The 25,098-nt window shown below is 70.5% G+C and carries 19 protein-coding genes; 10 read left to right on the top strand and 9 right to left on the bottom strand.

Annotation, left to right across the window (positions count from 1 at the left end; all coding sequences use genetic code 11):
* The first annotated feature begins 152 nt into the window (after positions 1–152).
* From OG928_RS29695 to OG928_RS29650, 10 genes are all read left to right on the top strand, one after another.
* Positions 153–821 (top strand): TetR/AcrR family transcriptional regulator C-terminal domain-containing protein, encoded by a 669-nt coding sequence (locus OG928_RS29695; RefSeq protein WP_406289399.1) that lies wholly within the window; start codon positions 153–155, stop codon positions 819–821.
* A gap of 253 nt (positions 822–1,074) precedes the next feature.
* A complete protein-coding gene (locus OG928_RS29690) occupies positions 1,075–1,950 on the top strand; it encodes an alpha/beta fold hydrolase (RefSeq protein ID WP_406289397.1) in 876 nt (291 codons plus the stop codon).
* A gap of 551 nt (positions 1,951–2,501) precedes the next feature.
* The gene (locus tag OG928_RS29685; RefSeq protein WP_406289394.1) at positions 2,502–4,757 is read left to right on the top strand and encodes an ATP-binding protein; all 2,256 of its coding nucleotides are present in this window, start codon (positions 2,502–2,504) and stop codon (positions 4,755–4,757) included.
* A gap of 2 nt (positions 4,758–4,759) precedes the next feature.
* Positions 4,760–7,573, top strand: coding sequence for an ABC transporter permease subunit (locus OG928_RS29680; RefSeq protein ID WP_406289393.1), 2,814 nt, complete (start codon positions 4,760–4,762; stop codon positions 7,571–7,573).
* A 120-nt stretch (positions 7,574–7,693) separates the two neighbouring features.
* A complete protein-coding gene (locus tag OG928_RS29675; RefSeq protein ID WP_406289390.1) occupies positions 7,694–9,001 on the top strand; it encodes an ABC transporter substrate-binding protein in 1,308 nt (435 codons plus the stop codon).
* An 88-nt stretch (positions 9,002–9,089) separates the two neighbouring features.
* A complete protein-coding gene (locus OG928_RS29670) occupies positions 9,090–11,552 on the top strand; it encodes a beta-glucosidase (RefSeq protein WP_406289387.1) in 2,463 nt (820 codons plus the stop codon).
* Positions 11,553–11,924: 372 nt separating this feature from the next.
* Positions 11,925–12,860 (top strand): SGNH/GDSL hydrolase family protein, encoded by a 936-nt coding sequence (locus OG928_RS29665; protein WP_406289386.1) that lies wholly within the window; start codon positions 11,925–11,927, stop codon positions 12,858–12,860.
* A gap of 617 nt (positions 12,861–13,477) precedes the next feature.
* The gene (locus OG928_RS29660; RefSeq protein ID WP_020554951.1) at positions 13,478–13,684 is read left to right on the top strand and encodes a cold-shock protein; all 207 of its coding nucleotides are present in this window, start codon (positions 13,478–13,480) and stop codon (positions 13,682–13,684) included.
* Positions 13,685–14,056: 372 nt separating this feature from the next.
* Complete coding sequence (locus OG928_RS29655) at positions 14,057–15,607, top strand: DEAD/DEAH box helicase (protein WP_406289383.1); 1,551 nt, start codon at positions 14,057–14,059, stop codon at positions 15,605–15,607.
* Between the two features lie 436 nt (positions 15,608–16,043).
* The gene (locus OG928_RS29650; protein WP_406289382.1) at positions 16,044–16,691 is read left to right on the top strand and encodes an ATP-binding protein; all 648 of its coding nucleotides are present in this window, start codon (positions 16,044–16,046) and stop codon (positions 16,689–16,691) included.
* Between the two features lie 87 nt (positions 16,692–16,778).
* On the opposite strand, the gene OG928_RS29645 is transcribed toward OG928_RS29650, so the two are convergent.
* The 9 genes from OG928_RS29645 to OG928_RS29605 all read right to left on the bottom strand — a co-directional run bounded on the left by OG928_RS29645 (position 16,779) and on the right by OG928_RS29605 (position 25,040).
* The gene (locus OG928_RS29645) at positions 16,779–17,099 is read right to left on the bottom strand and encodes a hypothetical protein (RefSeq protein ID WP_406289379.1); all 321 of its coding nucleotides are present in this window, start codon (positions 17,097–17,099) and stop codon (positions 16,779–16,781) included.
* A 906-nt stretch (positions 17,100–18,005) separates the two neighbouring features.
* The gene (locus tag OG928_RS29640; RefSeq protein ID WP_406289377.1) at positions 18,006–18,356 is read right to left on the bottom strand and encodes a MerR family transcriptional regulator; all 351 of its coding nucleotides are present in this window, start codon (positions 18,354–18,356) and stop codon (positions 18,006–18,008) included.
* A gap of 904 nt (positions 18,357–19,260) precedes the next feature.
* Positions 19,261–20,178 (bottom strand): anti-sigma factor RsbA family regulatory protein, encoded by a 918-nt coding sequence (locus tag OG928_RS29635; RefSeq protein ID WP_406289374.1) that lies wholly within the window; start codon positions 20,176–20,178, stop codon positions 19,261–19,263.
* Positions 20,175–20,543, bottom strand: a complete 369-nt coding sequence (locus tag OG928_RS29630; protein ID WP_406289372.1) for an STAS domain-containing protein — start codon at positions 20,541–20,543, stop codon at positions 20,175–20,177. The genes OG928_RS29635 and OG928_RS29630 overlap by 4 nt, the downstream gene beginning before the upstream one ends.
* Before the next feature lie 9 nt (positions 20,544–20,552).
* Complete coding sequence (locus tag OG928_RS29625; protein WP_406289371.1) at positions 20,553–21,314, bottom strand: hypothetical protein; 762 nt, start codon at positions 21,312–21,314, stop codon at positions 20,553–20,555.
* A gap of 451 nt (positions 21,315–21,765) precedes the next feature.
* Positions 21,766–22,167 carry a VOC family protein gene (locus OG928_RS29620; protein ID WP_406289368.1) on the bottom strand — a complete coding sequence of 134 codons (402 nt, stop codon included), beginning with the start codon at positions 22,165–22,167 and terminating at the stop codon, positions 21,766–21,768.
* A gap of 184 nt (positions 22,168–22,351) precedes the next feature.
* On the bottom strand, positions 22,352–23,143 hold the full coding sequence (locus OG928_RS29615; RefSeq protein ID WP_406289367.1) for an ABC transporter permease: 792 nt from the start codon (positions 23,141–23,143) through the stop codon (positions 22,352–22,354).
* A complete protein-coding gene (locus tag OG928_RS29610) occupies positions 23,140–24,132 on the bottom strand; it encodes an ATP-binding cassette domain-containing protein (protein ID WP_406289366.1) in 993 nt (330 codons plus the stop codon). The genes OG928_RS29615 and OG928_RS29610 overlap by 4 nt, the downstream gene beginning before the upstream one ends.
* 647 nt (positions 24,133–24,779) lie before the next feature.
* Entirely contained in the window at positions 24,780–25,040 is a 261-nt protein-coding gene (locus tag OG928_RS29605) for a hypothetical protein (RefSeq protein WP_406289364.1), read from the bottom strand.
* Positions 25,041–25,098: the final 58 nt, after the last annotated feature.

Here is a 25,098-nt window from a genome sequence, read left to right as displayed (position 1 = left end):
CCGGTAACCACGTCGGTCCGCGTCGGTCGCCCGGCCGCGCGGCGCCCGAACAGACGCCCGTGGAAGAATCGCACTGACGAATCCCACTTGCGGTGCGCCGATGGCGGCTGCGCCGGAAATTTTCGGGAGAACACATTGCGGGAGGTCGGAGCATGAGCGGCGGCCGACGCGGACGCGGACGGCCGGCGCGGATCGACCGCGACCGCATCGTGCAGGCGGCCTTGGAGTTGGACGCGACCGGCGAGCCCTTGAGCATGAAGGCCGTGGCCGCCCGTCTGGGGGTGCACTCGCCGAATCTCTACCACCACGTGGGCGACCGCGATTCGCTGGCGGCGCTGGTGGCCGCGGCGCGGATCGAGCGCGTACTCGACGAGTCGTGGATGCCTCCGCCGGACGCGGACTGGCGCACCTGGCTGCGGGCGTTCGCCTACGCCACCCGCGATGCGTCGTTGACCTTGCCGGGGCATGCGGAGTACTTCGCGTTCAGCGGGCCGGCCGGGCGGCGGCAGTTGGACCAGATCGAGCGGCTGCACGAAGTCCTGGTGGACGCGGGCTTCGACCCGGTGGTCGCGGGGCGGTGCGTGACGCTGATCGGCGAGTTGGTGCACATCAACGTTCGCTCGGTCTTCATGCTGCGCGCCCAAGGGCAGGAGCCGCATCGCGCGACGATCGCCGAGATTCTGCGCGATGAGCCGGACGCGCTGCCGCTCCTGCGCGCCGCGGGCCACGCCGACTACGACCCGGACGCGCAGTTCGCCTTCGACCTGGACGCGGCACTCGCCGGTCTGGCACCCTCGCCTGCCGACCCCGGCCAGGGCTGAACCGAGCGACCCCACCGGGCGGCCCCACTGCACGGCCACCGAGCGATCCCACCCGGCGGCCCCACCGCACGGCCCCACCGAGCGGCCCCACCCGGCGGCCCCACCGAGCGATCCCACCCGGCGACCCGAGTCTCGTCGACGTGCGGGCCGAGTCTTCCCTTGCCCTTTCGGTGGTTCTACACTCGGCGCCTCCCGGCCGCTGACTCGTTTCAGCGCCGTTTCCGGAGCCGCACTTTCCGATCGAGGAGTGGTCATGGCCACCGTTGCCGACCCGTCGCTCTACCCGACCCCGCTGCCCGAGTCCGCCCGGCGGATCGAACTGCGCACCACCGGCGGGCCGCTCGCGGCCCTGGAGATCACGCCGCCGGAAGGCGTCGAGACGCGGGGCACCGCGGTACTGGTGCCCGGGTTCAGCGGTTCGAAGGAAGACTTCCTGCCGATGCTGGAGCCGTTGGCCGCCGAGGGGTATCGCGTCGTGTCGTACGACCAGCGCGGCCAGTTCCAGTCACCCGGCCCGACCCGGTGGCGGGAGTACGACGTGACCGCCTTCGCGGCCGAACTGGCCGAGGTCATCGCGTCCGTCGACACCGCGCCGGTGCACCTGCTGGGACACAGCTTCGGCGGGATCGTGGCGCAGCGCGCCGTGGCCGACGCGCCGTCGAGCGTGCGGAGCCTGACGCTGCTCGGCACAGGTCCGGGCAACACCGAGTTCGCGGGCGCGAAGATGGTCGGGCCGCTGGTGTGGATCCTGCGGATCGGCGGGACGTCGCTGCTGTGGATGCTCATGCGCGGCCAGCTGAAGAAGGCCGGACTCGCGCACGGCTCGCAGGTGTGGTTGAAGCACCGGCTCGTGCACACCCACAAGGCAAACCTGATCGGGATCATCCGCACGCTGCTGGGAGAGCCGTCGCGGGTGGCGGCGTTGGCGCGGACGGATGTGCGCTTCCTGGTGATGTGCGGCGAGAACGACCAGCCGTGGACGCCCGCGACGCAGGCGAAGATGGCCCGGAACCTGAACGCGCGGCACGTGGTGATCGCGGACGCGGGGCACACGCCGAACGAGGAACGACCGGAGGAGACCGCGAAGGCGCTGGCGGACTTCTGGATTTCGGTGGACGTGGAGAACTGAGAGGGCTCACCCGGCCACCCACGGCGGCGGACCCCCGCCGAACCCCGCCGCCCGGCGATCCTCCGGATGCCCGGCCTCCCGGTGGCCTCGCGTCGCAGTCGACGGCACGCCCTGCAGACCCCAAGGGTCTGCAGGGCGTTTCGGGTACGGCCGCGATCGAGTGCGGCATGCCCTCGATCGCCGCGCATCGCGTTCGGCCTGCCTCCCCATCGCCGCGCATCGGGTTCGGCCCGCCCCCGATAGCGGCGCAGCGCCTGAACGGCCCCGAGAAGTCCTCCCCTCCAGGGTCTGGACATTTATTTAATCTCGAATAAACAATTGGGCTCCGCACCGGGAGACGTCACGGCCGCATGCGCGCGGTCGGGGTGTCACGCCTGCGGGTTCGTCTGTGTGGTGACCGTTCCGAGCCGCGAAGGATGCCCGATGTGTACGACCTTCCTTCCCCCTGCGCCTGATCCGTCCCACGGGCGGCACGGCAGGCGATCGCGCCATCCGGCGCGGCCGCAGGCAGCACATGGGCGCAACCGGCCCGCGCGTTACGGACGTTGCCGGTGAGCGGCGCGGTGGACGATGCCACCAGAGACGACGCCACCAAGGTGGTCGCGCCTCGGGACGAACAGCGCCACTCCGCCGCGGGCCTGGCGGCCGAACTCGTCGACGCAGAGGCGGAACGTGCCCAGGCGGCCGAGGCCGAACGTGAGGTGCTGTTCGCCGACGATCTGCTGCCCGGGGTGGGCGGCGAGCAGCTGACCCTCCGACAGGGTCTTGCCGCGGGCGGGTCGGCGACGTTCCTGACGCTGATGGCGCTGTCCGCGTTCGACGAGTTGGAGACCGCGACGCTGGGGGTGCTCGCCCCGGACATCCGCGACTCGTTCGGGATGAGCAACGGCGCGATCGTGTTCCTGTCGGCGGCGTCGGGCGCGTTCCTGGTGCTCGGTGCGCTGCCGATGGGCTGGCTGGCGGACCGGTACCGGCGCGGCAGGGTCGCGGGGTGGGCCGGACTGGCCTTCGCCGCCTTCGTGTTCGCGTGCGGCATGGCGGCGAACGTATTCCTGATGTTCCTCGCCCGGCTGGGCGTCGGGGTGGCCAAGGCCAGTACCTTGCCGGTGCACGGCTCGCTGAACGCGGACACCTACCCCATCGGGGTACGGGGCCGCATCGCCGCGGCGACCGGTATGGCGGGCCGCCTCGCGGGGGTGCTGAGCCCGCTGGTGGTCGGCGCGATCGCCGCCGTGGCCGGCGGCGACGACGGCTGGCGCTGGGCGTTCTTCGTCCTGGGCGTCCCCACCGCGCTCGTGGCGCTGTACGCCTTCCGGCTGCCCGAACCCCCGCGCGGACAGCACGAGATGAAGGCGGTGCTCGGCGAGGTCATCACCCACGACAAGCCGATGCCGATCTCGATCGAGGCGGCGTTCGCCCGGCTGATGCGCATCCGCACCACCAAAACGGTCATCGTGGCGTTCGCCGCGATGGGCTTCGGCCTGTTCACCGGACCGGTGCTGACGAACCTGTGGATGGAGGACCACTTCGGGCTCGGCACCTTCGAGCGCGGGGTGTACGGCACCCTCGGCGGACTGGGCGTGCTGGCCGTCCTGCCGTTCGTCGGCCCCCGCTATGACCGGCTCTACCGCGCCGACCCGGCGCGCGCCCTGAAGCTGGTCGGCTACCTGATCCTGCCGGTGGCGGCGCTGACGCCGGTGCAGTGGTTCATGCCGACCGCGCCCGCGTTCGTCATCGCACAGATGTTGCCGCTCATCCTCCTGTCCGCGGCGTTCGCGATGATCGGCCCGGTCATGCAGTCCGTATCCCCGTACCAACTACGCGGGTTGGGCACGGCGCTCGCGGCGATCTACATCTTCTTCATCGGCGCGACCGGCGGCTCGCTGCTGTCCGCGCTCATCCTGGACTCGTACGACGCGCGCGCGGCGGCACTGGTCATCGGCGTCCCGGCGACGCTGGTGGGCAGCCTGATGCTGATCCGCAGCTCCTCGTTCATCAAGAACGACCTGGCATTGGTCGTCCGTGAGCTGCGGGAAGAGCTCGCGGAGAGGGACCGCCAGGCCCGGGACCCCGAGCAGGTCCCGGTGCTTCAGGTCAACGACATCGACTTCGAATACGGCAACGTGCAGGTGCTGTTCGGCGTCGGGTTCGAAGTCCGGCGCGGCGAGGTCCTCGCGCTCCTGGGGACGAACGGCGCCGGCAAGTCCACCATCCTGAAGGCGATCTGCGGCCTCGGAACCCCCTCGCGCGGCGTGGTCCGGCTCAACGGGAAGACCATCACGTACGTCTCGCCCGAGCAGCGCGGCCGGTACGGCATCCGCCTGCTGCCCGGCGGCAAGGGCACCTTCCCCGGCATGACCGTGGCGGAAAACCTGGAGATGGCCGCGTTCCAGCTCCGCGACCGGGACCGGGCACACCGCGACGCCAGGCTCGCCTACGTGCTGGACGTGTTCCCCGACATGAACGCCCGCCTCGCCCAGCGGGCGGGCAGCATGTCCGGCGGCCAGCAGCAGCAACTCGCCCTCGCCATGGTGCTGATGCACGACCCCGAGGTGCTGCTCATCGACGAACTCTCCCTCGGCCTCGCCCCCGTCGTGGTCCAGGACCTCCTCGCGGTGATCGAGCGCCTCAAGGCGGACGGCATGACAATGATCATCGTCGAGCAGTCCCTGAACGTGGCGCTGGCGATCGCCGACCGGGCGGTCTTCCTGGAGAAGGGGCAGGTCCGGTTCACCGGTGACGCCCGCGAACTCGCCGAACGCGACGACCTCGCCCGCGCGGTGTTCCTCGGCAAGGACGGTGGCTGAGCATGATCGAACTCACCCGGCAGCTCGCCTTCGACGGCGTCGTCAACGGCATGGTCATCGGCCTGCTCGCGATGGGCATCGTTCTCATCCACCGCTCCACCCGCATCGTCAACTTCGCCGTCGCCAACATGGGCCTGGTCGGCTCGGCGCTGTTCGCCCTGCTGAACCTCCGCTACGACGTGCCGTTCTGGATCGCGCTGGCCATCTCCCTCGTCGTCGGCACCTCGTTCGGCGCGGTCGTCGACCTCGTCGTGATCCGACGCCTGTTCGCCGCGCCCCGCGTGATCCTGCTGGTCGCCACGATCGGCGTCGCCCAACTGGCGCTGGTGATCGTCATGGCGTATCCGGAGGTCGACGCCGCGAACACGTATCCCGTGTGGTCCACGGCGAAGTGGAGTCCCGCCGGCATAGAGGTCACCGCGACCCAGCTCGCCGTGCTCGTCGTCGTCCCGCTCGTCGCCATCGCGCTCGGCTGGTTCCTCGCCCGTACCGTGCTCGGCAAGACGGTCAAGGCATCGGCGGACAACCCGGACCTGGCCAGGCTCAACGGCATCAGCCCCAAGGCCGTCTCCACCGCGGTGTGGGCGATCGCCGGGCTCGTCACGACGATCTGCCTGATCCTCATCTCCGGCCGCACCGGATCGGTCGGTTCCCCCGCGGTACTGGGCATGACCACACTGATGAGGGCGCTGGCGGCCGCGGTGATCGCCCGCATGGTCTCCTTCCGGGTCGCCCTGGTCGCCGGGGTGCTCCTCGGATTGCTCGAATCCGTCGTCCAGTTCAACTGGATCGACCGGCCCGGCCTGACCGACATGGTCGTCTTCGCGCTCGTCCTCGTCGCGGTGTTCGTCGTGGGGCGCGGCCGGGACACCGAGGCGTCGACGTTCTCCTTCGCACCCAAGGTCCGTCCGATCCCGGTACGCCTGCAAGGGCTGTGGTGGGTGCGCAACCTGGAGCGGTTCGGCCTGGTGTTCCTCGGGCTGATCGCGGTCGTCATGCCGCTGCTCGTCACCCAGCCGTCCAAGCAGCTGCTCTACACGACCATCCTGGCGTACGCGATCTGCGCCGCCTCGGTCACCGTGCTCACCGGCTGGGCCGGGCAACTCTCCCTCGGGCAGATGGCGTTCGCCGGGATCGGCGCGCTCACCGCGGCCTCGCTCTCGCGCGGACTGCGGCTGGACATCGGCGGCGGCGACGTCCTCGTGGTCCAGCGCCTGACGTTCCCCACCGCCGTGTTCGTCGCCGCGCTGCTGACCGCGGCGCTCGCCGCCGTGATCGGCGCCGGCGCACTGCGCGTGCGGGGACTGCTTCTCGCGGTCAGCACCCTCGCGTTCGCGGTCGGCTGCGAACAGTGGGTCTACACCCAGGACATCTTCCACGACAGTCCGACGCAGACCGCCGCGTCCTTCCCGCGCACCGACGTCTTCGGGGTCGACGTCACCGCCCAACGCTCCTACTACTACGTGGTGTTGGCCGTGCTCGTGGCGGTGCTCACGGTGACCGGCAGGCTGCGCCGCACGGGCGTGGGCCGGACCACGATCGGGGTACGCGACAACCCGGCGACCGCGTCCGCGTACACCGTCCCCGCGGCCCGCGTGAAACTGCGGGCGTTCGCTCTGGCGGGAGGCGTCGCCGGACTCGGCGGAGCGCTGCTCGCGGGCGCGCTCCAGACGGTGCCCTACAGCAACGCGTACTTCCGCAGCGCGGACTCCCTCATGCTGGTATCCGTCGTCGTCATCGGTGGACTCGGCGCCACCTCGGGGCCGGTATTGGGATCGTTGTGGGTGATCGGCCTGCCCGCCGTCTTCCCCGGCAACTCCATCGTGCCGCTGCTCGCCTCCAGCCTCGGCCTGCTGATGCTGCTGCTGTACTTCCCCGGCGGTCTGGTCCAGATCGGCTACGCGATGCGCGATGCCGTGCTCTCCTGGGCGGAAGAACGTCTGGGCCCGGCACCCGCGAAGACCGTCGGTGCCGTCCCCAGGTCGCTCACCCCCACGGAGCGCGCACCGCTGCCCGACGGGAAGCCGGTGCTGGCGACCTCGAACATCCGCGTCAGGTTCGGCGGCGTCACCGCCGTCGACGGCGTGGCGATCGAGGTCATGCCGAACGAGATCGTCGGCCTGATCGGCACCAACGGCGCCGGCAAGTCCACGCTGATGAACGCCATCGGCGGGTTCGTCCCCGCCACCGGCACCATCGAACTCCTCGGCCGGGACGTGTCCACACTGGCGCCCGCGCGCCGCGCGTCCGTCGGCCTGGGTCGCACCTTCCAGGCCGCGACGCTCTTCCCCGAGCTCACGGTCACCGAGACCGTGCAGATCGCCCTGGAGGCGCGCGGGCGTACCGGACTGCTGTCGTCCGCGCTGTGGCTGCCCAAATCCCTGAAGGGAGAGCGCGCCAAGAAGGCCGAGGCACACGACCTCATCGACTTCCTGGGCCTCGGCCGATACGCCGGCGCGTTCATCGGCGACCTGTCCACGGGTACCCGGCGGATCGTCGAGCTCGCCGGCCTGCTCGCGCTCGACGCCCGCGTCCTGTGCCTGGACGAGCCGACCGCCGGTGTCGCACAGCGCGAGACGGAGGCATTCGGGCCGCTCATTCGGGAGATCCGTCGCGAACTCGGCGCGTCCATGCTGATCATCGAGCACGACATGCCGCTGATCATGGGCATCAGCGACCGCGTGTACTGCCTGGAGACCGGCCGCGTCATCGCCGCCGGCACACCGTCCGCCGTACGCAACGACCCGAAGGTCGTGGCGAGTTACCTCGGCACCGACGAACGCGCCATCGAACGCAGCGACCGCGTGCCCACCTGAGCCGGTTCCGTCGCCTGTCACACCCCACTCGGTTGTGCTTCGCCCTCCAGTTGTGCCCCGCCCTCGCAGCTGCGCACCGCCCTCCAACTGCGCCCCGCCCTCCGAAAGGACTCCACCGGCATGACCACCACCAGACGTATCCGTCCGACCGCCCGGCGTGCCACCTCGATACTGGCCGCGCTGTGCGTGGCGGCAGCCGCAGCGGGCTGCACCGTCGAGGACAAGAAGTCGCCCACCACCCCCTCCGGTTCGAACCCTCCGGCCATCCCGGCGGCGGCGCCGGGAGTCACCGCGGACAGCATCAGGATCGGCGTCGTCTACCCCGACTTCGCCGCACTCAAGCCGTTCGTCAACCTCGACGCGGGTGACTTCGAGGTCGCATACAAGGCGCTGATCGCCAAGCTCAACGCCGCGGGCGGGATCAACGGCCGCAAGATCGTCCCCGTGTTCGCGAAGGTCAACCTGCTGGCTCCGGCCTCCGCGCAGGAGACCTGTGTGAAGCTCACCGAGGACGAGAAGGTCTTCGCGGTCCTGGGCATGCTGCCCATCGCCGACCAGACCTCGTGCTACGTCCGGACCCACAAGACCGCACTGATCGGCGGGGCCATGCCGGCCGCGCTGTACGCGCAGGCCGGGGCCCCCTGGTTCACCGACATCGACGGCGACGCCTCCGCCAAGGCCGTCGACGCGCTCGCGGCGCACGGTGACCTGGCAGGCAGGAAGGTCGCCGTCGTCGCCGATACCCAGGGGCAGACGGACGCCGAGAACATCCTTCTGCCGGCGCTCAAGCGCAACGGCGTCACGCCCGTCGCCACCGGATACCTCGGGTCGACCGTCGGCGACCCGGCCGCGACCCTGCAGCAGGGCACCGTCCTCCTGCAGAAGGCCCGGACCGCGGGCGCCGACACGATCCTGCTGACCGGCGGCGCGGCCTCGCAGATACCGGCGATGCTGGAGAAGTCGGACTGGCGCCCGCGCCTGCTGTTCAGCCTCAACCCCTCGGGCTACACGCAGGACAAGGCCCGGCACGACTTCGGCACGCTCACCGGCTCGGTGGTGGTCAACCCCGTGCTGGACTGGACGGAACCGCAGATCGTGGACTGCGTGCACACCGTCGAACAGGCCGACCCCTCGCTCACCGGCAAGCTCGTCGACCCCACCACCGTTGCCCCCGGCCTGCCGACCCTGGGTGGATCCGTCCAGACGGCCTGCATCAACCTCTCCCTGTTCAAGGCGATCGCCGGGAAGACCGGCAAGGACCTGAACTACAACACCTTCCAGCAGGCCGGATTCGGCCTCGGGAAGTACCGCCTGCCCAACTACCGGGACGACGCGACGTACTCGCAGCAGACGCCGAACGGCGCGCTCCCCTTCCGGGTCCAAGCGTACGAGCCGGGCACCAACCGCTTCATCGCGGTGCCGTCCTGATTGCCCCGCTGACTGCTCCGCTGATTGCTCCGCTGATTGGTCCGCACCAGCCGGGCAAAGCACCGACACGCAAGCCATGGAGTCGAACATGAACCACCTCATCCCGCCGGACCCGGCCGACGCCCACGACCTGACCGCCCTGCTGGGCCGGCTCACCCTCGAAGACAAGGTGCGCCTGGTCGCCGGCCACGACATGTGGTCGCTGGCCGAACTGCCGCAGATCGGCCTGCGCGCGCTGCGCATGTCCGACGGCCCGGCAGGAGTGCGCGGCGTCGCCATGGGCGAGCACGAGACCTCGCTGCTGTTCCCCTCCCCCACCGCGACCGCGGCCACCTGGGATCCGGAGACGGCACGCCGGGTGGGCCGGCTGATGGGCACGCAGGCCTTGGACAAGGACGTCCACGTCCTGCTGGCACCGACCGTGAACATGCACCGCACCCCGCTCGGCGGCCGGCACTTCGAGTGCTACTCCGAGGACCCGCTGCTCACCGCGCGGACCGCCGTCGCGTTCATCGAGGGCGTCCAGTCGACCGGAGTCGCCGCGACGATCAAGCACTTCGTCGCGAACGACTCCGAGGACGAACGCATGTCCTACGACAGCCGCGTGCACGAGCGCGCGCTGCGCGAGGTCTACCTCGCGCCGTTCGAGGCGGCGGTACGCGAGGCCCGGGTGTGGCTCGTGATGTCGGCGTACAACTCGGTCAACGGCGCGTCGATGACCGAGAACTCCCGGTTGCAGAACGACGTCCTCAAGGACGAGTGGGGCTTCGACGGTGTCGTGGTCTCCGACTGGACGGCGGTCCGCTCCACCGAGCCCGCCGTCGTCGGAGGCACCGACGTCGCCATGCCGGGCCCCACCGCGCAGTGGCTCGAACCGCTCGTCGAGGCGGTGCGTGACGGCCGGGTCGACGAGGCCGTCCTGGACGACAAGGTGCTGCGCGTCCTGCGGCTCGCCGCCCGTGTCGGTGTGCTCGACGAGGCAGTCGCGCGGAGCCACACGTGCACTCCGGCGGACGCCACGGCGCAGCTCCGCTCGGTTGCGGCCCGCGCCATGGTGCTGCTGGAGAACCGTGCCCGGGCGCTCCCCCTGGACGCCTCGGCGCTGCGCCGGGTCGCCCTGATCGGCCCGAACGCGGTACGCCTGTCCGCCCAGGGCGGCGGCTCCGCGCACGTCAACCCCGAGCACATCGTCGGGATCCCCGAGGGACTGCGAGCCGCCCTCGGTCCGGACGTCGAACTGACGGTACGGTCCGGCGCGTTCACCCACCGGTACCTCCCCGCACTGCCCCGCGACGCCATCGTCGACCCGGCCACCGGCGAGCCGGGCGTCGGCCTGGAGTACCGGGCCGCCGACGGCACCGTGCTGGACACCGCCGTGCGCCTCGACCCCGGCATGGTCTTCTGGCCGGGCACCATGGTCGAGGGCACCACCGCTGTGGCGATGCGCACCGGACTCACCCCGGTCGTGGACGGCACCCACCTGATCGATGTCGTCGGCGCCGGCGCGTTCACGCTCACGGTCGACGGCGTGGCCCACGAGGTCCATTCGGCCGCCGAGAGCACCGACATGGGCGCGATGCTGCTGCGCCCGCCGCTGCGGCGCCTGGAAGTCGACGCGCGGGCTGGCGTGCCCGTCGACATCGAACTGGTCTTCCACAGCGTGGTCGAGACCCTGTTCGGCAAGATCGGCATGGGCTGGGGCACCCCGCGGTTGTCCGACGACGAGGAGCTCATCGAGGCGATCGCCGACGCCGCCGCGGCCGATGTCGCCATCGTCGTCGTGGGCACCACCGACGACATCGAATCCGAATCCTTCGATCGCAAGAACCTGGCGCTGCCCGGCCGTACCGACGAGCTCGTGGCCCGCGTCGCCGAGGCGAACCCGAACACCATCGTCGTCGTCAACGCGGGTGCACCGGTTCTCATGCCGTGGCGCGACCAGGTGGCCGCGGTGCTGTGGGCATGGCTACCCGGCCAGGAAGGCGGCGCATCACTTGCCGACGTCCTGACCGGCGGGGTCGAACCCGGCGGCCGGCTGCCCTCGACGTTCCCGGCCGAGGAGGAGCACGTCCCGCTGCTGTCGACGAAGGTCGTCGACGGCGGAATCGACTACACCGAAGGCCACACCATCGGCTACCGCCTGTGGGCGCAGCGCGGCGCCAAGCCCGCCTACCCCTTCGGCTACGGACTCGGCTACACCGACTGGCGCTACGACGACGCCGACGTCGAGGGCGACGCCGACCAGGGCCTGACCATCGACGTCACACTCACCAACACCGGCACGCGCGACGGCCGCGAAGTGGTGCAGGTGTACCTGGAACCCGCGGACGGCACGCTGTTCGGCGCACCCGAACCACTCCGGCTGATCGGCTTCACCGCCGTCGACCTCCCCGCCGGTGCCACCGAGACCGTCCGCGTCGACGTCACACCGCAGACCCTCAAGCGCTGGGACACCGTGGCGAACGCCTGGACCACGGTGCCCGGCACCTACCGACTGGCCATCGGCAGGCACGCCGCCGACCCGCGGATCACCACCACATTCACCCTCTGATGCTCCGGCGGCGGTACACCACCGGCGCGGGCGCGGGGCTCGTGCGCGAGCAGGGCGACCGCACGCCGGCGTAGATGCCGTGGGGGCGGCCGCGGGGGCGGCCGTCGGGGCAGGCATCGCGGCAGCCGTCGGGGCAGCCGTCGCGGCACGGGACCTGGGGGCCGTGCCGCGACGGTGGGGACCGAATGCACGACAGAGTCCGGCAATAACAATTTCGGCATGCCCGTAAATCGCCAATCATTCCGCGCGGATCAGCGTGCGGGAAAAGGTCCGCAGTAACACCGGGAATTAATCGGGGATTTACTTTCCGCGCCTCTGGACATGTTAGTGACCCGGCAGTAGCTTACCGGCCGGTACCACAAACAAATTCCGATGACGGCCCTCTCGGGAGGAATTGTGCTCGACACGATCCTGAAAAAATCCTCCGTGCTACTCGGTACTGCCGCTCTACTCGCGGCAACGGTCCTGACCGGGCCGGCCACCGCGCAGGGTGCGCCGTCCTACTCGAAGTACGCGGCGCTCGGCGACTCGTACGCCGCGGGCGCGGGCATACCGGATGTGTCCGCCGGTGCGTGCCTGCGTTCGAACCACAACTTCGGGAGTGTCGTCGCGGCCTCGCTCGGCGTGACCGACTACAGCGACGTGACCTGCTCGGGTGCGAAGGTCCTCGACCTGACGGCGCCTCAGGTCTCCGCGGAGCCACAGTTGAATGCCGTCGACAGTGACACCGACCTGGTGACGCTCGGCATCGGAGGCAACGACCTCAGCGCCTCCCCGCTCGGTGTCGTCGAGGTCATTCTCAAGTGCATCCTGGTGTCGGGGTCCGACCCGCTCGGCGCTCCGTGCCACAACCAATACGCCGACCGGCACTTCGACTTCGGCACCTTGTCATGGGTGTACGAGAACGACGCCCTCGCCGCCGCCATCACGGCGACCGCACCGCAACTCGCCTCGGCCCTCCAGGCGATCCACACCAAGGCACCGGGGGCGAAGATCGTCCTCGTCGGCTATCCGTCGGTCGTTCCGGACAACGAGTGGACGTGCTTCGGACGCCAGCCGCTGGCGATCGGCGACGTCGCGTACCTGCGCGGCATCCTCACCCAATTGAACGGCATGCTGGCCACCACCGCGGCCGCGAACGGCACCACGTACATCGACACGGCCACCCCGAGCAAGGGCCACGACGTGTGCTCCGACCAACCGTGGGTCGAAGGCCTGATCCCAGGTTCACCCACAGTCCCCTTCCACCCGAACGCGGCCGGCGAAAGCGCCATGGCCAAGGCGGTACTCACCGCGCTGAGCCACTAGCCGCCCTGAATTCCACGGCCCCCGAAGCGGCATCATGAAAGCGGCATGAATTCCCGTCGCGACGCCGAGCCCAAAGCAGGTTCCTCGGCCGAAGAATTCCGGCCGGGGGACCCGCCGTGTACCGCGTTCCGGATTTTTCCCGATGAACACTCGCCCTCCCCGGCCCGGCCGCAAGCTGAGCCCGAGAGAAGCGAGGCCGTCCGCGCCTCGGGGAGTCACCTATACCTGCTGCCGACCCGTTCGGGTGAATTCGCGGTCGCCGGTGGGTGCTGGAATCGACCCCGGCCACGGGGTTTCCGGGCGCGGGCGGTTGGACCCGAGGCGCTCGGGGTCGGTGGTGTGGGAGGGCGGGACGAGTCGGGGGTGGGCGGGTCGCCGGCCTCCGGAATCCCCGATCAGCGGGGCCGGTTGAGCGTCGGAGTCCGTGAAGTCGTCGGTATCCGTGCTACGTTGATCCCGTTGCAGTTGTGGTACCCATGAACTTTGTGTGCACCTGACGGGCGTGATCCGTGGGTGCATTTTTTGTTTGGCCGGTCATCTCCGGATGGGCTCCTTGCGGCGACGCGGAATCGCACATCGTGGATTCCGGTACTGCTTCCCAAACGAAGGAGAACGACATGGCCACCACTGGCACCGTGAAGTGGTTCAACGCGGAAAAGGGCTTCGGCTTCATCGAGCAGGACGGCGGCGGCCCCGACGTCTTCGCCCACTACTCGAACATCGCCGCCCAGGGCTTCCGTGAGCTCCAGGAAGGCCAGAAGGTCTCCTTCGACGTCACCCAGGGCCAGAAGGGCCCGCAGGCCGAGAACATCGTTCCCGCCTGACGCCCTTTCGGCGCCTCCGTGCAAGGGCCCGCCACCGTAAGGTCGCGGGCCCCTCGCACGGCGTTCGTATGTCCACCGCAGGCCGCTCGTCCCTCTTCTCGAAGTCGTGGCGACAGCAGGCGACGCAGTATCCCCGCCCGGTAGGCGGCAGCCGACGGCTTACGACCGCGCACCGCCCACCGCCCCCGGACTTTGTAGTCCGTTCGAGCCGGCCGCTTTTTCCGACGGCGCCGCGCCTTTCGAAGTGTGTTCGCGCGAATTCCTTCGCCCCACTTCATTTCTACTTTTCATTTCGGCTCGTTCTCGTGATGCCTTGCGCGGCTTTCGGCTGCCGGGTCTCCGCGGTACGTGCCGTGTCGAGGAAGGTTCCCCGTGAACCCGAACGCCCGCTCCACCAGTTCTTCGTACAGCTCCTCCTCCCGCGGCCGTAGCGGCGGCACCGGCGGCTACACCCGCTCGGCCGCCGGCGGCAGCGGCTACGGCCGTTCCGGCGCCTCGGGTCGCTCCGGCGGCTACGGCCGGTCGGGCGGTTCCGGCGGCTACGGCCGTCGCTCCTCCGGCGTCCGGGGGGAGTTCGCGCTTCCGGTGACCATCACCCCGGCGCTGCCCGCGGTGGCCTCCTTCGCCGAGTTGGACATGCCGTCCGAGCTGCTGGCGACGTTGACCGGTCTGGGCATGACCGAGCCGTTCCCGATCCAGGCGGCGACGCTGCCGAACTCGCTGGTCGGCCGCAACGTGCTGGGCCGGGGCCGGACCGGATCGGGCAAGACGTTGGCCTTCGGCCTGGCATTGCTCGCCCGTACCGCCGGCCGGCGCGCCGAGCCCAAGCACCCGCTCGCGCTGGTGCTGGTGCCCACCCGTGAGCTGGCCCAGCAGGTCACCGACGCCCTTACCCCGTACGCCCGTTCGCTGCGGCTGCGGATGGCCACGGTGACCGGCGGCATGCCGATCGGCCGCCAGATCAGCGCGCTGCGGGCCGGCGCCGAGGTGGTCGTGGCCACGCCGGGCCGGCTCAAGGACCTCCTCGATCGCGGCGCCTGCGTGCTGGCCGACGTCGATGTCACGGTCCTGGACGAGGCCGACCAGATGGCCGACATGGGCTTCATGCCCCAGGTCACCGAACTCCTGGACCAGGTACGCCCCGACGGGCAGCGGATGCTGTTCTCGGCCACCCTGGACCGCAACGTCGACCTGCTGGTGCGCAAGTACCTGCACGACCCGGTCGTGCACTCGGTCGATCCCTCGGCCGGCGCGGTCACCACGATGGAACACCACGTGCTGCACGTGCAGGGATCGGACAAGAACGCCGCCACCACGCACATCGCCGCCCGCGACGGCCGGGTGATCATGTTCCTCGACACCAAGCACGCGGTCGACCGCCTCACCGCGCACCTGCTCAACAGCGGAGTCCGCGCCGCCGCGCTGCACGGCGGCAAGTCCCAGCCCGAGCGCACCCGCACCCTGACCCAGTTCAAGTCCGGCCACGTCACGGTCCTGGTCGCCACGAACGTCGCCGCCCGCGGCATCCACGTGGACAACCTCGACCTGGTCGTCAACGTCGACCCGCCGAGCGACCACAAGGACTACCTGCACCGAGGCGGCCGGACCGCCCGTGCCGGCGAGTCCGGCAGCGTGGTCACCCTGGTCCTGCCCGGCGAGCGTCGCCAAATGGTCCGCCTGATGTCCGACGCGGGCATCACGCCGCAGACCACCCAGGTCCGCTCCGGCGAAGCCGAACTGTCCCGGATCACCGGCGCCCAGGCGCCCTCCGGAATCCCGGTCGTCATCACCGCGCCGGTGGTGGACCGCCCCCGCCGCACCGGCAGCGGTTCCTCCTCGCGCGGACGCCGCAGCGGCTCCGCCCAGGCCCGCCGATCCGGCCCCGTCACCCGCCCCGCACCCCACGCGGTCACCACCGCCTGACCCGCACCCCGCGACATCCGGCCCTGAAGCGCCGGCCACACACCCGCCCGCCGGGTGAGCGTGGCCCGGTACTTCAGGGCCGTTCGCCGTCCCGGACACGTCGACGACGCAGCCGAGCATCGCGTGCTTGCTTCACGGGGGCTTCCGACGAACTTCGGCGGATCGTCGGGGCCGGTGTGATGGGTGGCGCGTGGTGCGTGGCGCGTCGATGTAGCCGATCGACTCGAACGGGTGACGCTTGGGGTGTGGGTTGGGGGGCAGGCGTGCGGGCAGGACGGCGTCGGCCTCGGGGACCGTCCGGACGAGAACGCACGCGAGGCATTCCTTGTCCTGGTGGTCCATGCGCCGATTTCGAGCCGAAGTACCGTCCGCCGTCCGCCCCGTGCCCCTGAGGAGGATCATGCCTCGGCTTCGTCGTTCCCTCGTCCGGTGGCGCGTGCCACGACAGACCGGCGCTTCCGGGCGGGCCCGGAAGGCGGTACGGACCACTCTCGCCGGCTGGGGCTGGGACGAGGATCGCGTCGCGCCCGCCGTCCTGGTCCTGTCGGAGCTGTTGACCAACGCACAGTTGCACACCGACGGGGATGTGGCCCTGGCCCTGCGTCGGACCAGACGCGGGGCGCGGTTGTCCGTCACCGACACCGACCTCGGGATGCCGACCCGGCGCGACACCGGCCCCGAACACGAGGGCGGCTTCGGGCTACACATCCTCGACACGATCACCACCGGCTGGGGCGTCCGGACACACCGGGCCGGCAAGACCGTCTGGGCCGACATCGACGCCCCACGCCCCGACACGCGACACCGCCCGCGGCCCGTACGCGCCCGGTCGGGGGCCGCCTCCGCCCAAGTGGCCATCGGCTCGGGTCGGCGGGCGGGCCTGGCCGCGGGCCGTCGAGGGACCCGACCGGGTCGGTCGGTGGGGTGGGTGTGGCTGCGGGTCGGCGCGATCGTGTCGTCGGCGCGGGAGGACATACCACCGTTGGTACGGCTGGGACGGCTGGTGCGGCGCCTACGACGGATACGGCGGATAGGGCGAGGCGGTTCGGGCCTGATGCTCGTGGGCTCCTTCACCGCGGCCTGACCCGTGGCACGAGCGGGACAGTCCCGGGGCGAGCGTGGGCGGTTCGACCCGGGGCCAAGTCCTACCGCGCGGGTCTCGCCGTCTCCGTCAGGGCGCTTGCTCGGCCGCGTCGTTCCAGGGGTCGCGCCCACGATGGAGGGCGGCGATCCGCGTGGCGCTGCTCGCGAGGCAGCTCGCGACGTCACGCAGGTGGGACCTGCTGTACGAGTCCGTCGACCAACCGAGGTCGTCCATGCCCTTGACGGCCAAGAGCAACTGCTCCGCCGCTGCCGTCAACCGCCCCGCCAATGCGGCCATGTCCCCCGGGTCGCGCTCCATTGCCTGCCTCCGATCGTCGCACGGGCCCACGGCCCGAGCGGTTTCCTCGTCCCGGACGCCGCCGCATTCCGGGTAGAGGCTGCCGCTCATGACGAGGACCCCGGTGCCGTGGCACCGGGGTCCGGGCTGGGGTTGTCTCACCATCTACCGGCCTACGAAGCCCGGTCTCGTATCCGCACGGCTGCCGCATGCGGCAGGGGGGTGTGCGGGGATCGCTTATGCGTGACCGAAGACCACCTTCCGTTCGGATGGACCGCGGTGCCCGCTTGGCCAATGACCGACTGCGGGCGATCCGATGGCGCCTGGACCCCTCCCTTCTTCCTCCGACCTGCAACTGCTTGTCCGATGTACTGCGCGTACGTTGCCTCTGCTTCCGCCGTCGGCCGAAACCCCTACGACTGCCCGGTCCCGACCCGCTCGACGGCCCTGCCTCCTTCGGCCGTCGGAGCCCTTCACACACACCGGCCCCGACGATTTCCTGACACATTCCACTTCACGGGCAGTTCGTCATCTGCCACGTCCGTTTGACGTTTCCTTCGGTTCCGACATTGAGAACGTTAGTCATGGCGTGCATGAATGTCTATCACCGACGTGACAGATTTTCGTAGGTGTCGCCGTCCGTCGATGTCGGTGCCGCCACGTGCCCCGTCGGCGTTCTCGCCGCGGCGAAGCGGTGGCCGGCAGGGCGTGGGCCGAAGAGCGCCTGTCCGATCCCATACCGGGCACGAGAAGGCCGACTCGGCAAGCCGCCTTCGGCCGGGGCACGGGTGCGTCACGGGCCCCACGCAGGTCGCACGCCGGGGCGCGGTCGCGTGCTCTCGGCGCGGTGCCGGCAGACCGAGACGGGCAAGCGCCGACGGACGTGTCCGTCGGAAAGGTCACGGAGGGCGCGTCTCGTTGGGGCCCTGGTAGCCGCAGCGGTCTCGGCAGCGGCGAAGTCGAGCCGCGCGGTGGCGCGCGCCCATCAGGACGCCGCGCCTCGGCGCCTTCGTCGGGTCAGGGGTTCTCGTCCGGCCGAGTCCCGGCCGCGTCGCGCAGTTCGGCGTTCAGGCGCAGCGCCTCTTCGAGTTGATCCTCGAGGATCACGATGCGGCAGGCGGCGTCCACTGCGGTGCCCTGATCGACGAGTTCACGGGCGCGCTGGGCGATCCGCAACTGATAGCGGGAGTACCGGCGGTGGCCGCCCTCGGAGCGCAGCGGGGTGATCAGCCCGTACTCGCCGATCGCGCGCAGGAAACCCTGGGACGCGCCGATCAGCGCGGCCGCCCGGCCCATCGTGTAGGCGGGGTAGTCGTCGTCGTCGAGCCTGTCGGCCTTGGCTGGAGTCGAGCCGGATTTGGGAGCCATCGGCGCCTCTCTTGAGTTCACATCCGTCAAAGCTGTCGGGGAACGCGTCGAGGGACCCTGGCGCCGTACGGCGCCAGGGTCCCGAAAGAAATCCACACCATCCATCACGGCGGCCCCGCGGGCCGTCCTCAGTTTCTCCTCGGCCCGACAACCAGCCTCCGGAACCCTCGCCGAACAACCAGCGGCCCCGGGACTCTGCTGTCGAACCCTCAACAACGCGCGCCAGTTCGTCCCTGTCGCGCCTCACTGATTCGCTTGGCTACGAAAGAAAACATACCCAACGGCTTCCGGCATGTCTACTACAGCCACCATAGATTTTCGGCTTCGCCGAGAGGGGATCGACGTATCGGCGAGATGGGCCGGGAAGCGTGTCGGCGTCCGGGTGGCAGCCCCGCACATTCCTTCGTGTCGCCGGGCGGGGCGCTCACATGCTTTCGGCTGTGCTCCGGCGGAGACGACGAAGACGCCGATCACCAGCGCCGTGTGGACGGCCGGGTTCCGGCATCGCGGCACGGCGGCGCGTCGAAGGTGCGTCAGCGGGTGCGGAGTTCGACCACCGTGACCTCCGGGGGCGCGCCGACGCGTACCGATGGCCCCAGAAGCCGGCGCCTCTGGTGATGAAGTCGGGGCCGTCGTGCTCGGCCTTCCCCGCTCGGGCCGTTGGCGCCCGCCAGGTCGAAGACGGCGCCGCCGCAGGTGAGTTCGAGCCGGTCGTTGGCGCGCGTGTGGATGTTCGGTTCGGCGAGAGCGTGACTCGGCTGCCACCGCCCGCGCCGTACGCCTGGCCGACTCCCACCGGGGCATCGGGAGGTTCCGGGGCCAGGCGCTTCCTGTCCGGAGCCCCGAGACGAGGGGCGTCCGGTCACATGCCCTGTGTCGCCCGAACGTTGCCGCGGCCACGCGGCTAGAGGGTGAGGTGCAGGCGCACGGTGGTCCCCGCCGGTGTCGATCGGATCTGGGCGAGATCGCAGACTTGGTTCGCGATCCACAAGCCCCGGGCGCCGTGCTGGTCGGGGGTGGGTCGGTGTCGGCCGGCGAGGGGGTCGACGATGTGGCCTGTGTCGTGGATCTCGCAGACGAGGTGTTCGTCTTCGGTCCACAGGAGGATCGTGCCGTGGCCACCGCCGTGGACGATGCTGTTGCCGGCGATCTCGCCGATGGCCAGGACCGCGGCGTTGCCCCGGGCACGCGTGGTGGCGGGAAGGTGGCGGCGGACGAACTCGCGGACCCCGGCGAGTTTCCCGGCGCGGAACGCGAGGCGTGCGGCCCGGGCGGGCGCCTGGGACAGGGCCGGTCCCAGCAGGGTCGCGGCGTAGTCGTGGGTGTGTGGTTGGGCGCCGGGGATCTCGGTGGGCCCGTCCAGGACGCGTGGGTGGGAGGCGTGGACGGCGTCGATCACCTCGGGCGCGAGCGCGGTGGTGTCGTACGGGCACAGGAGCTGCCACGGGATGCCGTCGAAGGCGAGATTGAGCAGCGATTCGTGGTGACGGCACTCGACGAGTTCGGCGTCGCTGCGGCCGGCCCAGATCGGTTCGCCGATACCGCGGAAGGCGCGCGTGCCCTGTTCGCGGGTCCACTGCTGCCAGGCGGGGATGATCCGCGCCGGGTTGCGGCCGACACGTTCCATGTCGATCCAGGTGACGTGCCCGGCGTCCGCGGCGAGTTCCTCGCGCAGCGCGCCCGCACGCGGTTCGATCACCGCCACCGCGACGGCCTCGTCGGCGGCCAGGCCCGCGCGCACGAACGCCGCGGTGCGCTCGACGAAGTCCGCCGGCCCCGCGTAGAGCAGGGCATCGTGCCGGAACGTCGTGGTCGTCGTCATCGGGTCGTCACCGTTTCCAGAACCAGGCCCGGGACCCGGTCCCACCCGGCGAGTTCCACCAGCGTGCACAAATCCTCGGAGGCGCTGCTCAACACCAGACGCCGTCCGGCGTCCAACATCAGAGCCGTCTCGACCAGGGTCCGCATTCCCGCGACGTCGATGAAGCACAACGACGACACGTCCACCCGCAGATCGCCGCCGCCGACACCGCTCTGCGCGATCAACGCAGACCGCACGTGCGCGCAATTGTCGAGATCGACCTCACCCGCCAACCGAACCCCCGGCAGCGGCGAGGTCCGCTCCACCCGGAGCACATCGTCCGCGTAGTCGACGCTGATGCCGTCCCCTCGCGCCGGTGGTTGCACGGCCACACATTAGCCCAGGCACCCGTGCGCACCTTCCGACGAGGCGACTTCGGGTTCGGAATCCGCGGGCGCTTCGGGATGTTCGAGTGCGGCCTGGACGATGGCGCTGCACCGGGCGACGAGCGGCGCGACCGCGTCGGGATCGGTCCGGGGCTTGGGGAAGCTCCCAATGGCCAACCCGGCAACGGCGAGAGGCAGCGGCCACACGGCCACCGTGAGGATCCCCGCCATGGCCCACGGCAGCCAGCCGCCGAGCCCGCAGGCCACCGCGACCGCCCAGGCCGTCAGTCCGGGCAGCAGCGCCGCGGACGTGATGGCGAGCCGCAGCATCCGCTTGTGCCGGCCGCCGTGCGTCGGCGGGAGACGGACCAGCAGCGGTGGCGCGTGCTCGTGCAGCGCGGCCTTGAACGCTTCGCTGCGGTCGATCTCCTCGAAGGTGAGCCCCTCGTGGAAGTCTTCGAGAAGCAGCGCGTAGAGCGCGACTTGCACCGGATCGTCGGTCGGCTTGCGGTGCCGGTCCAGGGCCCGGACGACGCGTCGCCGCGAGACGAAGACCAGACCCGCCTCGTGGAGCCTGCCGACGGCGAGCTCGCGCGGCGACACCTTGGGAACCGCGTACTCCGCGGCCTGGTAGAGGTTGATCGGCAGCGCCGCAGCCGCCTTCGCCGCGGCGAACTCCGCGGGTGAAGCAGGCCGCTTGGACAACGACCCCAGCACGAAGTAACCCGCCACCAACCCCGCCGGCACCAGCAGCGCAAGATCGTTGTTCACGTACCCCCACCCCCCTCGCCGGAGCTGCCGCGGGCTCCCCCACCGGAGTCCGCGCTTTCGGACCGGCTGCGCCGCCGCCGCGACGGGACCCGGTACGCGTCGGCCGAGCCATGGAGGCTGGCGGGGCGGTTCGCGATCTGCCGGGCGAACTTCGCTTGCCGCTCGGCCCGGGCCCGGCTCCGGCACCGCCTGATGGCATTCAACAGGGGCATCAGGGCCACTTCCTTGGCGGTCGTCCATGCCGCGGCTTCTCTGCCGTCCGCAGCAAGCATCTCAACCAGCTGATGCCTGGTCAGAGGGAGCTCCCTCCGCTCGGTGGCGGCGGTTGCGACAGGTGCGGCAGGGCGGTCGCCCGGTCTCGGCACCGCCCGGTCGGCCGGGTCGCGACCGAGCCGGTTCGCCAGGACACAGCCGGCCGATCCGGCGCCGACGATCACGTAGTCGTACCCGGTCATTCCCTGTCGTGATGGCACACGGCCTCGAGCAGGAATCCGTGCGGGTCGGTCCAAAAGGTCGCGTAGTACGGCGGTGGGTATCGGGGGAATTCGCCGGGGGCGTGGACGAGTTCGCCGCCCAGGGCGACCGCCTCCGCGGCGACCTCCCGGACGCGGGTCCGGGTCGGGGCCATGAAGGCGATGTGCTGCAGACCGGTGCGGTGGTGCGAGTACCCGCCCGACGGGTCCGCGGTCTCGTACAGGAACAGGTAGGTGCCGCGCTTGCCGTCGGTCGGCCGGTAGGCGTGCTGCGTCGCGTCGTCGAGGTACGTCTCGAAGCCCAGTAGCGGCAGGATCCGGTCGTAGTACGCGACGGCCCTGCGCAGGTCGGGAACGTTGATGCCCAGATGTCCGATCATGGGGCCCATTCTTCGGCGCCGAACGCGTTCCGGGCCGGCATTTCATGACGGCCGGGACCAGCGCGGCCGCCGTCCGGATGCCGTCGGCCAGGGCCCGGCCGCCGGGTGCAGGAGCGCCGCGACCTCGGAGTACGTCGCCCTGGGACGGGACGAGCGGCGGGAGCAGCCCGCGCGCTCACGTCGCCTACTCCGGGTCGCGGTTGAACGACGCCTTCGACCAGAAGTAGCCCAGCACGGTCAGCGCCAGGCACCAGACGATCACGAGCCACCCGTTGTGGCCGATCTCGGTGCCGAGCAGCAGCCCGCGCAGGGTCTCGATGGCCGGCGTGAACGGCTGGTACTCGGCGATCGGCTGGAACCACCCCGGCATCGCGTCGACCGGGACGAAGGTGGTGGAGATGAGCGGCAGGAAGATCAGCGGCATCGCGTTGTTGCTGGCCGCCTCGGCGTTCGGGCTGACCAAGCCCATCCCGACCGCGATCCAGGTGAGCGCCAGGGCGAACAGCGCGAGCAGCCCGAACGCCGCGATCCACTCCAGGACCGTGGCATCGGTGGATCGGAAGCCGATGGCCACCGCGACGGCCCCGACGAGGACCACGCTCATCACGCACTGCAGCACGCTGCCGAGGACGTGCCCGATGAGCACCGACCCGCGGTGGATCGACATCGTACGGAAGCGGGCGATGATGCCCTCGTTCATATCCGTGGCGACGGACACCGCGCTGCCGATCGTGGTGCCGCCGATGGTCATCATCAGGATGCCCGGGACGAGATACGCGATGTACTCGGACCGGTCCGCCCCGCCGTCCCCGATGCCGGCGCTCATCACGTCGCCGAAGATGTAGACGAAGAGCAGCAGCAGCATGACCGGCGTGAGCAGCAAATTCAGCGTCAGGGACGGGTAGCGCCGCGCGTGCAGCAGGTTGCGCCGCAGCATCGTGGACGAGTCGCGCACAGCGAGGGAGAGGGAACTCATCGGACGGCCTCCTTGGCCTGGGTGGTGCTGCTGGTCAGGGCGAAGAACACGTCGTCGAGGTCGGGGGTGTGCACGGTCAGCTCGTCCGCCTCGATGCCGGCCGAGTCCAGCCGGTCGAGGATGGAGCGCAGCTCGCGCTGGCTGCCGTCGCTGGGGATCTGCAGCGCCAGCGCCTCGTCGTCCCGGCCGACGTCTCGCAGCGCGGAGGCGGCGGACCGGTACGCGGACGGGTCGGAGAAGCGCAGTCGCACGTGTCCGCCGGGGATGAGCCGCTTCAGCTCTTCGGCGGTCCCCTCGGCGGCGATCCTGCCGTCGTTGAGCACGGCGATGCGATCCGCGAGTTCGTCGGCCTCGTCGAGGTACTGGGTGGTGAGGAAGACGGTGACGCCGTCGGAGACGAGCTCGCGGATGACCCCCCACATGTTGTGGCGGCTGCGCGGGTCAAGACCGGTGGTCGGCTCGTCCAGGAAGATGATCCGCGGGTTGCCCACCAGGGTCATGGCGATGTCCAGGCGCCGCTTCATGCCGCCGGAGTAGCCCTGCGCGGGCTTCTTGGCGGCCTCGACGAGGTCGAACCGCTCCAGCAGCTCGGCCGTGACCCGGCGGCCCTCGCGCTTGGACAGGTGGTGCAGGTCCGCCATGAGGAGCATGTTCTCCTCGCCGGTGATCAGCCCGTCGACGGCGGAGAACTGCCCCGTGACGCCGATCGCGGCACGCACCCCGTCCGGCGACGTGGCGACGTCGTGGCCCGCGACCTGGGCCTGCCCGCCGTCGGCGGCGATGAGCGTGGACAGGATCTTCACGGCGGTGGTCTTGCCGGCGCCGTTCGGCCCGAGCAGCGCGAACACGGACCCGGCCGGGATGTGCAGATCGATGCCGTCGAGGACGGTCTTGTCGCCGTACGACTTGCGCAGACCGACGGCGGAGACGGCGGCCGGCGACGGGTGACCGTCGCCCTGCCTGGATGTGGGCACGACAGAAGAAGGCATGGGCCCTCCCGTTCGAAGGCTGAAGTGGCTGGGGGACTGGGTGAGTCGAGGCCGGCTCTTACGGGGTCAGGCCTTGGCGCGGCGGGCGTCGATATTGCCGCCGGGTGTGGGCGCAGACCTCGATGCTGTCCTCGGTCTTCTCCGGGTCTCGGACGCGGCGAGCGTGTTGCGCACCTGCCCGGAAGGGCATGACGCCATCATGGCGCCATAACGGCTCCATACGCAAGCCGTGCGGTGACATCTCTGGGTCAATATCTGGCGCAACCACTCTGACCTGCGGAAACGCACTGGCGCCTAGGTGAGCGATGGTGCGCCATGCGTGCTCATGTGCTTTGGGGGCGTTGCATGGCGCCGGGCAACACCCGGCGACACCGGGCGACACGGGCCGCATCGGGTGGCGCCAAGCCGTGCCACCCGACGTCATGTAATGCCACGCGATGTCGCAAGGGGTGGCCTGCCCCCGCCTCGCGGTCTGCCGCTGGGCCGAGCCCACCCGAGGCGGCATGATCGGGCCCGCCCCACCCGGCCAGGGCATGTGTGAGGTCGTGATCAAACGCGCCGACCCGAATCCGCCCTCTGGATGGATCCGGTTGCAACACACGACACGCGGGCGCTCGACGGTCAGGAGCCGAAAGCGGTCCTTCTCGTCACCTCTCGTGCCCCCTGATCTGCGAAACGTGGTTTCCGCCGGCGATGACGACGAAGGGGTGTCCCAGGGTGGTGGGTTCGGTGTCGAGGTGCAGGACGCCCTCGGTGCCGGCCTCCAGGACCGGGCCGCTGTCGATGATCGCGCTCCAAGTGCGAGGGAGGGTGTCGCCGTCGACGGGCCAGTCGAACAGGTCGAGTGTGACCTTGGCGTCGTCGCGACCGGGGATCGTGACGTGTCCGTGGGCCTGGTGGATCTCCATGATCCGAGTGTGGGACGGCCCGCCCGATTCCGCCGGCCACTCGATTCCGCCGAGCATC

This window comes from Embleya sp. NBC_00896, assembly GCF_045207785.1.
GTDB lineage: Bacteria > Actinomycetota > Actinomycetes > Streptomycetales > Streptomycetaceae > Embleya.
Note: the sequence above shows the minus strand (reverse complement) of the source record. Positions and strands in the feature narration are given on the sequence as shown.